A 12,015-nucleotide genomic window follows, 5' to 3' on the forward strand; every position below is an offset into this window, starting at 1 on the left:
CGGCGGGCGCCCGCGCGCCGCCCCGCCCCCCCGCCCCCGCGCCCGCCCCCCCCCCCCTCCCCCACGCGCCCCCTCCCCCAGCCCCCCCCCCCGGGCGGGGCGCCCGGATCACCGGGCCGGGCCTCCGACGTGCCGTCAACTGCCCAGTACGCGGGCCAGATCGTAGGAGACGGGCTCCTCCAGCTGCGCGTAGGTGCAGCTCTCCGGCGTGCGGTCCGGCCGCCAGCGGCGGAACTGCGCGGTGTGCCGGAAGCGGGTGCCCTCCATGTGGTCGTAGGCGACCTCGACCACCCGCTCGGGGCGCAGCGCGACCCAGGAGAGGTCCTTGCCGCCGGTCCACCGGCTGACCGCGCCCGGCAGCCGGCCCTCGGCGTGCGCCGCCTCGTCGGCCCAGCCGCCCCACGGGTGGCGGGAGAGGTCGGTCATCCGCAACGGGGCCAGTTCCTCGGCGAGTTCGCGGCGGCGGGCCATCGAGAACGCGGCGCAGACGCCGACGTGCTGGAGCCGGCCCTCGGCGTCGTTGATGCCGAGCAGCAGCGAGCCGACCACCGGGCCGCTCTTGTGCTCGCGGTAGCCGGCCACCACGCAGTCGGCGGTGCGCTCGTGCTTGATCTTGAACATGGTCCGTTCGCCCGGCCGGTACGGCTGGTCCAGCGGCTTGGCCACCACGCCGTCCAGCCCGGCGCCCTCGTACTCGGCGAACCAGGTCTGCGCCACGTCCCGGTCGGTGGAGGCGGGGGCGGTGAACACCGGGTCGCGGGCGGCGCCGAGCGCCGTCTCCAGGGCCGCGCGGCGCACCGACAGCGGCTCGTCCAGCAGCGGGGCGTCACCGAGCGCGAGCAGGTCGAAGGCGATGAAGGAGGCGGGCGTCCGCTCCGCGAGCAGCCGCACCCGGCTGGCCGCCGGGTGGATGCGCTCCAGCAGTTCCTCGAACCGCAGCCGGCCGTCCCGGGCGATCACCACCTCGCCGTCCAGCACGCAGCGCGGCGGCAGCTCCCGCCGCAGCGCGGCGACCAGCTCGGGGAAGTACCTGGTCAGCGGTTTGCCGGTGCGGCTGCCGAGCTCCACCTCGTCGCCGTCGCGGAACACGATCGTCCGGAAGCCGTCCCACTTGGCCTCGTACTGCATCCCCGGCGGGATCTTCGCCACCGACTTGGCGAGCATCGGCGCCACCGGCGGCATCACGGGCAGGTCCATGGCTCCGATCCTCGCGCGCACGGCCGGAAGGCGCGCGACGAAAGGGCACACGACGAAAGGGCGCGCGACGAGAAGGCCCGCAACGAGAAGGCCCGCGACGAAAAGACGCGCGCAGGGCACGGCCCCCTTAGCGTGAGGGGCATGGGCTCAGCCGTGGAACTGGATGTCGCCGGGCGCAGCGTCCGACTGTCGAACCCGGACAAGGTGTACTACCCCGAGCGCGGCTTCACCAAGCTGGACGTCGCGCAGTACTACCTGGCCGTCGCCGACGGGGTGCTGCGCGGACTGCGCGACCGGCCCACCACCCTGCAGCGCTTCCCGGACGGCGTGGACGGCGAGTTCTTCTACCAGAAACGCGCCCCCAAGGGCCTGCCGGACTGGCTGCCCACCGCCCGGATCAGCTTCCCCAGCGGCCGCTCCGCCGACGAGATCTGCCCCACCGAGCCGGCTGCCGTGCTGTGGGCCGCCAACCTCGGCTGCCTCACCTTCCACCCCTGGCCGGTCCGCCGCTCCGACACCGAGCACGTCGACGAGCTGCGCATCGACCTCGACCCTCAGCCCGGCACCGACTTCCACGACGCCGTCCGCGCCGCCCACGAACTGCGCGCCCTGCTGGAGGAGTACGGGCTGCGCGGCTGGCCCAAGTCCTCCGGCGGGCGCGGCCTGCACGTGTACGTCCCGCTGGTGCCGGAGTGGACCTTCACCGACGGCCGGCACGCGGTGATCGCCCTCGGCCGGGTGCTGGAGCAGCGCATGCCCGGGCAGGTCACCACCGCCTGGTGGAAGGAGGAGCGCGGCGAGCGGATCTTCGTCGACTACAACCAGATGGCCCGCGACCGCACCATCGCCTCCGCCTACTCCCTGCGCGCCCGCCCGCGCGCCACCGCCTCGACCCCGCTGCGCTGGGAGGAGCTCGACGACGCCTCCCCCGAGGACTTCGACCTGCGCACCGTCCCCGCCCGCTTCGCCGAACTCGGCGACCTGAACGCCGGGATGGACGGCCGGGCGTACCGGCTGGACGGCCTGCTGGAGCTGTACGACAAGCAGCTGCGCGACGAGGGCCTCGGCGAGCTCCCGTACCCGCCCGACCACCCCAAGGCGGCCGGCGAGCCGACCAGGGTGCAGCCCAGCCGGGCCCGGAAAGCGTAGGGCGTGTCTTCACACCCCCGTCATGGCCAGCACGAACCAGAGGACGCCGCCCAGCACCACCAGGGTGAACAGCAGGACGCCCCCGACCGCGCCGGAGAGCAGCAGCCCCCGGCCGACCCGCCGCTCGCGCAGGCCGACGCCGGTCAGCAGCACGCCCGCCACCCCCGGTGCCAGGGCCAGCGCCAGCAGCATCACCGTCCGCGCCACCTCGGCGTCCGACACCAGGTGGCACTCGTCGCCCTCGCACACCGCCCAGACGTCCTCGCCGACCGGCGCGCCCGCCCACATCCGGGCGTGCCCGTGCACCGGGCTCCCGCCGTCCGGGCGGAACGCGCCCCGGCAGTCCGAGGGCGGTGGGCCGTCCTCGTACGCCGGGATCAGACACCGCTCCGCCCGGAACGTCCCGGGCACCCCCACCAGGCCCGCCGCCTGCCCGAACTGCCGCACCGGCCCGCCCACCAGCCATCCGGCCAGCCACACCAGCAGCACCCCGGCCGCCACCGGCCCCCACCGCCGCACCGCCACCCCCATCGGCTCACCCCCGCTGGGGTGACGCCACCGACGGCCGGACGGTTGCACGGGCGGCCAAGCGGGCGGCCAAGCAGGCGGCCGAGAGGGCGGCCAAGCGGGCGGCCGCCGCGCGCCCCTCCCGGCAGGTGTCAGCCGACCCGGGCGCCCTCCGGCGCCAGCTCGGCGATGATCCGGACCGCCTCCGCGAGCTGCGCGTCCGTCAGGTCCCCGCGCGCGGTCAGCCGCAGCCGGGACACCCCGTCCGGCACGGACGGCGGCCGGAAGCAGCCGACGGCGAGCCCGGCCCGCCGGCAGTCGGCGGCCCAGGCGACGGCGGCCTCCGCGCCCGGGGCGCGCACCGACACCACGGCCGCGTCCGGCTCGCAGGCCCGGAGCCCGGCGGCGGTCAGCCGGGCCGCGAGGCCGCGGGCCACCTCGCGGGTGCGGTCGGCGCGGTGCGGCTCGGCGCGCAGCAGGCGCAGCGCGGCGAGGGCGGCGGCGACGGCGGCCGGGGCGAGGCCGGTGTCGAAGATGAAGGTGCGGGCGGTCTCGGTGAGGTGGCGGATCACCCGGCGCGGCCCGAGCACGGCGCCGCCCTGCGAGCCGAGCGACTTGGAGAGCGTGACGGTGGCGACGGTGTCCGGCTGCCCGGCGAGCCCGGCCGCCGCGAGCGCCCCCGCGCCGCCGGGGCCGAGGACGCCCAGCCCGTGCGCGTCGTCGACCAGCAGCGCGGCGCCGTGCGCCCGGGCGGCGGCGGACAGCCCGGTCAGCGGGGCGGCGTCGCCGTCCACCGAGAACACCGAGTCGCTGACCACCAGCGCCCGCCGCTGGGTCCGCCCGGCCAGCACCTCGGCGACCGCCGCCGGGTCGCTGTGCGGGGCCCGGTGGACGTCGGCGCGGGCGAGCCGGCAGCCGTCGATCAGCGAGGCGTGGTTGTAGGCGTCCGACACGATCAGCGTGTCCGGGTCGGTGAGCGCGGTCAGCGCGGCCAGGTTGGCGGTGTACCCGGAGGAGAACACCAGCGCCGCCTCGACCCCGCAGAACGCGGCGAGCTCCTCCTCCAGTTCGGTGTGCAGCGCGGTCGTCCCGGTCACCAGCCGCGACCCGGTCGATCCTCCGCCCCAGCGCAGTGCCGCCTCGGCCGCCGCCTGCGTCACCGCCGGGTGCCTGGTCAGCCCCAGGTAGTCGTTCCCGGCCAGGTCGAGCACCGGGTCCTGTGCCGCGCGGCTGCGCAGCCGGCGCGTCAGCCCGGCCTCGGCCCGCAGCTCGGCGGCCTCGTCGAGCCAGTCGAAGACGGCCGCCGGGGCCAGGTCGGTGGTGTGCGTTCCGGACGCGAGCGGTTGGACCATGCCCGGCACTCTGGCACGGCCCCGCCGCCGCGATCAATGTGCGGCCGCGCACAGCTTCGCGGCCGACGGTGCAGCGATCCGGACAGTCCCGGGGCGGGTGCCGGCGGAGGGCGGGCTTTGCCGGGGGTGGCGGCGAGCAGGCAAGATAGCCGGGTGACCCTCCTTGATCTGATGCCGAAGCCCGCCACGCCCGATGCGCTGTACGAGACCTTCGCCGCGTGGGCGGAGGAGCGCGGGATCACGCTGTACCCGGCGCAGGAGGAGGCGCTGATCGAGCTGGTGTCGGGGAACAACGTCATCCTGGCGACGCCGACCGGGTCGGGCAAGAGCCTGGTGGCGGCCGGGGCGCACTTCGCGGCGCTGGCGGAGGGGAAGCGGACGTTCTACACGGCGCCGATCAAGGCGCTGGTGTCGGAGAAGTTCTTCGACCTGGTCAAGATGTTCGGCACCGAGCAGGTCGGCATGATGACCGGCGACGCGAGCGTGAACCCGACCGCGCCGATCATCTGCTGCACGGCCGAGGTGCTGGCACAGATCGCGCTGCGCGACGGCCTCCGGGCGGACGTCGGCCAGGTGGTCATGGACGAGTTCCACTTCTACGCGGAGCCGGACCGCGGCTGGGCCTGGCAGATCCCGCTGCTGGAGCTGCCGCAGGCGCAGTTCCTGCTGATGTCGGCGACGCTCGGCGACGTGCGCCGCTTCGAGGAGGACCTGACCCGGCGGACGGGCCGCCCGACGACGGTGGTGCGCAACACGACCCGCCCGGTGCCGCTGTTCTACGAGTACCGCCGCACCACGATGCACGACACCCTGGAGGAGCTGCTGCAGACCGGCCAGGCGCCGGTCTACGTGGTGCACTTCACGCAGAAGGAGGCGGTGGACCGGGCGCAGTCGCTGATGAGCATCAACATGTGCTCGAAGGCGGAGAAGGACGCCATCGCCGACCTGATCGGCGGTTTCCGCTTCACCACCAAGTTCGGCCGCAACCTGTCGCGTTTCGTGCGCCACGGCATCGGCGTGCACCACGCGGGCATGCTGCCGAAGTACCGCCGGCTGGTCGAACGCCTCGCCCAGGCGGGCCTGTTGAAGGTGATCTGCGGGACGGACACGCTCGGTGTCGGCGTCAACGTGCCGATCCGCACGGTGCTGTTCACCGCCCTGTCGAAGTACGACGGGCAGCGGGTGCGGATCCTGCGCGCCCGGGAGTTCCACCAGATCGCCGGGCGCGCGGGCCGGGCCGGGTTCGACACCGTCGGCCAGGTGGTCGCCCAGGCGCCCGAGCACGTGATCGAGAACGACAAGGCGATCGCCAAGGCCGGGGACGACCCGAAGAAGAAGCGCAAGGTGGTGCGCAAGAAGGCGCCGGAGGGCTTCGTCGGCTGGACCGAGGAGACCTTCGACAAGCTGATCGGCGCCGACCCGGAGCCGCTGGTCTCCCGGTTCAAGGTGAGCCACGCGATGCTGCTGTCGGTGATCGGCCGCCCCGGCAACGCCTTCGAGGCGATGCGCAAGCTGCTCACCGACAACCACGAGGACCGCACGGCGCAGCGCCGGCACATCCGCACCGCGATCGCGATCTACCGCTCCCTGCTGCAGGGCGGCGTGGTCGAGCGGCTGCCGGAGCCGGACGCCGAGGGCCGGATCGTGCGCCTGACGCTCGACCTCCAGGAGAACTTCGCGCTCAACCAGCCGCTCTCCACCTTCGCCCTGGCCTCCTTCGAGCTCCTCGACCCGACCTCGCCCTCGTACGCGCTGGACGTGATCTCGGTGGTCGAGGCGACCCTCGACGACCCGCGCCAGATCCTGGCCGCGCAGCAGAACAAGGCGCGCGGCGAGGCCATCGGCGAGATGAAGCGCGACGGGATCGAGTACGAGGAGCGGATGGAGCGGCTCCAGGAGATCACCTACCCGAAGCCGCTGGAGGAACTGCTCACCCACGCGTACGAGGTGTACCGCCGGGCGCACCCGTGGATCGGCGACCACGAGCTGCGGCCGAAGTCGGTGGTCCGCGACCTGTACGAGCGGGCGATGACCTTCTCGGACTACGTCGGCTTCTACGAGCTGGCGCGCACCGAGGGCATCGTGCTGCGCTACCTGGCGAGCGCGTTCAAGGCGCTGGAGCAGACCGTCCCCGAGGACGTGAAGACCGACGACCTGAAGGACGTCATCGCCTGGCTCGGCGAACTGGTCCGCCAGGTCGACTCCAGCCTGCTGGACGAGTGGGAGCAGCTGGCCAACCCGACGGACCCGCAGGCCCCCGAGGTGACGCTGGACGACAAGCCGGCGCCGGTGACGGCGAACGCGCGGGCGTTCCGGGTGCTGGTGCGCAACGAGCTGTTCCGCCGGGTCGAGCTGTGCGCGCTGGAGCACTACGCGGAGCTCGCCGAGCTGGACGGCTCGTACGGCTGGGACGCGGACCGCTGGGCGGACGCCATGGACGGGTACTGGGAGGAGTACGACGACCTCGGCACCGGCCCGAACGCGCGCGGCCCCAAGATGCTGATCATCGAGGAGGAGGACTCCGCCTGGAAGGTCCGGCAGATCTTCGACGACCCGGAGGGCGACCACGACTGGGGCATCAGCGCCGAGGTCGACCTGTACGGCTCGGACGAGGAGGGCCGGGCGGTGCTGCGGGTCACCGCGGTGGACCGACTGGGCGGCTGACGGGCCGCCAGCCCTCGCTTTCGGAGTCGCCGGCCCCCCGGGGGGGGGGGCCGGCGCGGCGTCACATCCAGACGAACGGCGCGCCCGCCGCGTAGGAGAGCGCGCGGGTCGCCTCCTCCAGGGTCTGCTCGGTGGTGAGCGCCGGGCCCGACGGCGTCGAGGCCGGGGTGGACTGGGTGCCGGGGCCGGGCGTGCGGGCGTCGCTGAGCCGGGAGCTCACCACCGTCACGTAGTGCCCGACCGCCTCGACCCGCGGCTCGGCCGACTTGGGCCCGCCGGAGGACGGCGCGGGGGCGGCGTTGGTGTCCGGAAGGATGAAGGCGAGCGCGCCGGGCTTGCCGCGCAGGGTGTCGGCGGCCCGGGTGGCGGCGGCCTGGTCGCCGAAGCGCAGGACGGTGACACTGCTGAGCACCGGGCGGTCCTGGCCGGTGAAGCTGACGGTCAGGTAGGCCTGGCAGCCGGTGTCCTTGAGCAGTTCCTGGGTGCGGTCCTGCAGCACCTCGGTGCAGTTGCCGCCCTGCCGGATGGCGCCACGCCGGGCCTTGTACCCAGCGGCCTCGACCGGCCGCTGGGCGGGGAAGAGGCTGTCGGCATTGAGGCCCTCGGGGTCGGTGCGCGGCGGCGGGGTCCCCACCACCGGCGGCGTCCTGGCCGCGTCCTTGCTGGACGGGCCGAGCCCGGGTATGTAGTCGCCGGGCATCGGGCGGGTGATGATCCATCCGCCGGCGGCCACCACTCCCACCACGACGACCCAGCCCACGGCCCGGCGGGCCGTCAGCCGCCTGCCCCTGCCGCCGACCCGACTGCCGCTCAGGTCCGTGCCCGCGCCGGCGGGGGCCCCGCCGGTCCGCCGCACTGCCTGGCCGTTCTGGCCCTCTCCCGGAGTCGGGGTGCGCTCCCCCTGCGTGGTCATGGCGCAGATTCTAAGCAACCGTCGGGTGGCGTGGATCACGGGGTGGGGGGTTGCCGGTCACCGCCGCGTGCCGGCGCCCGCGACCGTCCGGCGCGCGTACCGGCGACCGCCCTGCGCCGGCCTGTCCGGCCCTTCGCCGCGACCGCGCCCTACCGGCCGGTAACCTCCGATTCGCACCGGCGTCAAGCTCGTGACCAGCGACGACACCGTGAGCTTCGACACTGTGGCAAGTGGCACATCCTTCCGCCGATCTTCTGGCGGGTTCCCTCTGGCGCCATTCGAGCGCCACCAGGCAGGATCGGCCCCATGGATCTGCTCGATACCCTCACCGCCAAGGGCCTGCGCGGCGAAGTCCCGACCCGCGAGGAGGCGCTGGCCGTCCTCGCCACCACCGACGACGAGCTGCTGGACGTCGTCGCCGCGGCCGGCAAGGTCCGCCGGAGGTGGTTCGGCCGGCGCGTGAAGCTCAACTACCTGGTGAACCTCAAGAGCGGGCTCTGCCCGGAGGACTGCAACTACTGCTCGCAGCGGCTGGGCTCCAAGGCCGAGATCCTCAAGTACACCTGGCTCAAGCCCGACCAGGCCGCCGACGCGGCCCGCGCCGGGGTGGCCGGCGGCGCCAAGCGCGTGTGCCTGGTCGCCAGCGGCCGCGGCCCCACGGACCGCGACATCGACCGGGTCACCGACACCATGGCCGCCATCAAGGACGCCGACCCCGAGGTCGAGATCTGCGTCTGCCTCGGCCTGCTCTCCGACAACCAGGCGGAGCGGCTGAAGGCGGCCGGCGCCGACGCCTACAACCACAACCTCAACACCTCCGAGAAGACCTACGGCGACATCACCACCACCCACACCTACGCGGACCGGGTGGACACCGTGCAGAAGGCGCACGGCGCGGGTCTGTCCGCCTGCTCCGGCCTGATCGCCGGCATGGGCGAGAACGACGAGGACCTGGTCGACGTGGTGTTCGCGCTGCGCGAGCTCGGCTCGGACTCCGTCCCGGTCAACTTCCTGATCCCGTTCGAGGGCACCCCGCTCGCCAAGGAGTGGAACCTCAGCCCGCAGCGCTGCCTGCGCATCCTGGCGATGGTCCGCTTCGTCAACCCGGACACCGAGGTGCGGATCGCCGGCGGCCGCGAAGTGCACCTGCGCTCGATGCAGCCGCTCGGGCTGCACGTCGCCAACTCGATCTTCCTCGGCGACTACCTGACCAGCGAGGGCCAGGCCGGGCAGACCGACCTCGACATGATCAAGGACGCCGGGTTCGAGGTCGAGGGCGCCGGTGAGGCCACCCTGCCCCGCCACCGCGCGGACGTCGCGGCGGCCTCCTCCTGCGGCACCGCGGCCTCGGCCTGCGGCAGCGGCGGCGGCTGCGGCCCGTGCGGCGGGCACGCGCACGCGCCGGCCGACGCCCCCGTCGCGGTCGACGCCGCCGACGCCGCCGACGCCTCGGACGCCTCGGACGCCTCGGACGGGGAGCTGCGCAGCGACCTCGTCAAGGTCCGGCTGCGCGGCGCCGGCACCGAACTCGCGCCCAATGCCTGATAGTTCTGGAGACTGACGCATCATGCCCCAGCTGTCCGCGGACACGCTGCTCACCCTCGACCGCGCCCACGTCTGGCACCCGTACGGGCCGATGCCCGGCACCGCCACCCCGTACGTGGTCGAATCCGCCTCGGGGGTCCGGCTGCGCCTCGCCGAGCCCGTCGCGGGCGGGCGGCGCGAGCTCGTCGACGGGATGTCGTCCTGGTGGGCGGCCATCCACGGCTACCGGCACCCGGTGCTGGACGAGGCCGTGCGCGAGCAGCTGGGGCGGATGAGTCACGTCATGTTCGGCGGGCTCACCCACGAGCCCGCCGTCCGGCTGGCGGCGACGCTGGTCGAGATCACGCCCGAACCGCTGCAGCACGTCTTCCTCGCCGACTCGGGCTCGGTGGCCGTCGAGGTCGCGCTGAAGATGTGCCTCCAGTACTGGCAGTCCACCGGCCGCCCGGCCAAGCGCCGGCTGCTGACCTGGCGCGGCGGGTACCACGGCGACACCTTCCACCCGATGTCCGTCTGCGATCCGGACGGCAGCATGCACCACCTGTGGGGCGGGGTGCTGCCCGGGCAGCTGTTCGCCCCGCAGCCACCGGCCGGGTTCGACGCCCCGCTCGACGCCGGGTACGCGGCCGAGTTCGAGGAGCTGATGGCCCGGCACGCCGACGAGCTGGCCGCCGTCATCGTCGAACCGGTGGTGCAGGGCGCCGGCGGGATGCAGTTCCACTCCCCCGCCTACCTGCGGATGCTGCGCGAACTCTGCGACCGGTACGGGGTGCTGCTCGTCTTCGACGAGATCGCCACCGGATTCGGCCGCAGCGGCGCACTGTTCGCCGCCGACCACGCGGGCGTCTCGCCGGACGTGATGTGCCTGGGCAAGGCGCTCACCGGCGGCTACCTGACCCTCGCCGCCGCGCTGTGCACCGGCGAGATCGCCGACGGCATCAGCCGCGGCGAGATGCCGGTGCTCGCGCACGGGCCGACCTTCATGGGCAACCCGCTGGCCTGCGCGGCCGCCAACGCCTCGCTGAAGCTGCTACTCGGTCAGGACTGGGCGGTCGGGGTCAAGCGCATCGAGGCCGGACTCGCCGACGGGCTCGCGGCCGCCGCCGACCTCCCGGGCGTCCGGGACGTCCGGGTCCAGGGCGCCATCGGCGTCGTCCAGCTGGACCACCCGGTGAACGTCCCGGCGGCCACCGAGGCGGCCGCCCGGGCCGGCGTCTGGCTGCGCCCCTTCCGGGACCTGATCTACACCATGCCCCCCTACGTGACGGAGGACGAGGACGTGGCACGCATCGCCGACGCCGTGACCGCTGCGGCGGTGGCCGGATGAGCGCGCGGATCCTGTTCATGACGGGCACCAACACCGAGGTCGGCAAGACGGTCGCCACGGCGGCGGTCGCCTCGGCCGCGCTGCAGGCCGGCCTGCGGGTCGCGGTGCTCAAGCCCGGGCAGACCGGGATCGCCCCCGGCGAACCCGGCGACGCCGATGAAGTCCGGCGCCTGGCAGGTGAACTGACGATCCGTGAACTCGTGCGCTACCCGGAGCCGCTGGCGCCCGACACCGCCGCCCGGCGGGCCGGGATGCCCTTCCTCTCCCCCGCCGAGGTGGCCGACGCCGTCGCCGAACTGGCCGCCGGGCACGACCTGGTGCTGGTCGAGGGCGCGGGCGGGCTGCTCGTCCGCTACGACGACGAGGGTCGCACCCTGGCCGACCAGGCCCGGGCCGTCCTGGACGCCGGGCTGCCGGCCGAGGTCCTGCTCGTCGCCTCCGCCGGGCTGGGCACGCTGAACATCGTCGCGCTCTCGGCGGAGGCCCTGGCCGCCCGCCGGCTGCCGCTGGCGGGCGTGCTCGTCGGCTCCTGGCCCACCACCCCCGGGCTCGCCGAACGGTGCAACCTCGCCGACCTGCCGCGCTCGGCCGGCGCCCCGATGCTCGGCGCCCTGCCGGAACGCGCCGCAGCCGCCGCGGACTTCGCCGCCCTCGCCCTCGCCTCGCTGGCCCCGGAGCTGGGCGGCAGCTGGGACGCGAAGCACTTCGCGCACACCCATCGGCCCGAATAGGCCCGGCTTCGCTCGAAGGTGTGATTCCGGCGCCCGAACCCTGGGTTCGGACGCTACGGGCTCAATACCGTTCCTCCTATGACAGACGGGATGACGGTAGACGAGTCTCTTCGGGCCCTGGCCGCCCTGGAGGCTGCGTGGAAGGACGACGACGAGGCGCTGTCCGCCCTCGCCGCGGGCGGTGCGGACGAGCGGTCGCTCCCGGCGCTGGTCGCCGCGTACGGCGAGCACGCGATGGACACCCTGATGGCCCTGGCCTTCGGCCTGCGGTCCACCATGAGCGACGAGGAGCTCGCCGAACTCTCCGACGCGGTGAGCTCCAACATCGGCGCCCGGATGAGCGCCCTGCTCACCCAGACACTGAAGACCTGGGGCACCCTCGCACCCCGGGACGACCTGGCGGTGACCAAGGCCATCGCCCACGCGGTGATCGACTCCATGCGCGCCGTGACCGAGGACCCGAGCCAGACCGAGGTCCTCCCCCTGCTGGCCACCTTCCGCACCTACGCCCTCAACGGCGCCTGACACCGGAACCTCGGGCCCGGGCGGGGCGGCGCCGCCCGCTGGACCACCGGCGGCGCAGCCCACAACGGCAACCACCGCCACGCGCCCGAGCAAAACCCAGCCAGA

Annotated in this window: 10 protein-coding genes; 6 read left to right on the forward strand and 4 right to left on the reverse strand. The window is 74.2% G+C overall.

Annotation, left to right across the window (positions count from 1 at the left end):
- Positions 1-135 precede the first annotated feature (135 nt).
- Entirely contained in the window at positions 136-1,197 is a 1,062-nt protein-coding gene (locus tag ACFV6D_RS34480) for an ATP-dependent DNA ligase (RefSeq protein WP_380562716.1), read from the reverse strand.
- A gap of 141 nt (positions 1,198-1,338) precedes the next feature.
- On the opposite strand from ACFV6D_RS34480, the gene ligD reads away from it, so the two are divergent.
- Positions 1,339-2,346 (forward strand): non-homologous end-joining DNA ligase, encoded by a 1,008-nt coding sequence (gene ligD / locus ACFV6D_RS34485; protein ID WP_380562718.1) that lies wholly within the window; start codon positions 1,339-1,341, stop codon positions 2,344-2,346.
- A gap of 9 nt (positions 2,347-2,355) precedes the next feature.
- On the opposite strand, the gene ACFV6D_RS34490 is transcribed toward ligD, so the two are convergent.
- Both ACFV6D_RS34490 and ACFV6D_RS34495 read right to left on the reverse strand, forming a co-directional pair.
- Complete coding sequence (locus ACFV6D_RS34490) at positions 2,356-2,877, reverse strand: hypothetical protein (protein ID WP_380562720.1); 522 nt, start codon at positions 2,875-2,877, stop codon at positions 2,356-2,358.
- A 128-nt stretch (positions 2,878-3,005) separates the two neighbouring features.
- A complete protein-coding gene (locus ACFV6D_RS34495) occupies positions 3,006-4,205 on the reverse strand; it encodes an 8-amino-7-oxononanoate synthase (RefSeq protein WP_380562722.1) in 1,200 nt (399 codons plus the stop codon).
- Between the two features lie 171 nt (positions 4,206-4,376).
- Here ACFV6D_RS34495 and ACFV6D_RS34500 point away from each other — a divergent pair, with 171 nt between their 5' ends.
- Positions 4,377-6,869 (forward strand): DEAD/DEAH box helicase, encoded by a 2,493-nt coding sequence (locus tag ACFV6D_RS34500; protein ID WP_380434844.1) that lies wholly within the window; start codon positions 4,377-4,379, stop codon positions 6,867-6,869.
- A 61-nt stretch (positions 6,870-6,930) separates the two neighbouring features.
- Here ACFV6D_RS34500 and ACFV6D_RS34505 read toward each other — a convergent pair whose 3' ends face one another.
- Positions 6,931-7,782 (reverse strand): hypothetical protein, encoded by an 852-nt coding sequence (locus tag ACFV6D_RS34505; RefSeq protein ID WP_159398327.1) that lies wholly within the window; start codon positions 7,780-7,782, stop codon positions 6,931-6,933.
- Positions 7,783-8,088: 306 nt separating this feature from the next.
- Between ACFV6D_RS34505 and bioB the strand changes: the two genes are divergently transcribed.
- From bioB to ACFV6D_RS34525, 4 genes are all read left to right on the forward strand, one after another.
- Entirely contained in the window at positions 8,089-9,327 is a 1,239-nt protein-coding gene (gene bioB / locus ACFV6D_RS34510; RefSeq protein WP_380562724.1) for a biotin synthase BioB, read from the forward strand.
- Between the two features lie 22 nt (positions 9,328-9,349).
- Positions 9,350-10,654 (forward strand): adenosylmethionine--8-amino-7-oxononanoate transaminase, encoded by a 1,305-nt coding sequence (locus tag ACFV6D_RS34515; RefSeq protein WP_380562726.1) that lies wholly within the window; start codon positions 9,350-9,352, stop codon positions 10,652-10,654.
- Positions 10,651-11,385 (forward strand): dethiobiotin synthase, encoded by a 735-nt coding sequence (gene bioD, locus ACFV6D_RS34520; protein ID WP_380562728.1) that lies wholly within the window; start codon positions 10,651-10,653, stop codon positions 11,383-11,385. The genes ACFV6D_RS34515 and bioD overlap by 4 nt, the downstream gene beginning before the upstream one ends.
- 90 nt (positions 11,386-11,475) lie before the next feature.
- Positions 11,476-11,910 carry a hypothetical protein gene (locus tag ACFV6D_RS34525; RefSeq protein WP_380345197.1) on the forward strand — a complete coding sequence of 145 codons (435 nt, stop codon included), beginning with the start codon at positions 11,476-11,478 and terminating at the stop codon, positions 11,908-11,910.
- Positions 11,911-12,015: the final 105 nt, after the last annotated feature.

The organism is Kitasatospora sp. NPDC059812 (genome assembly GCF_042732075.1).
In the GTDB taxonomy this organism is placed as follows: domain Bacteria; phylum Actinomycetota; class Actinomycetes; order Streptomycetales; family Streptomycetaceae; genus Kitasatospora.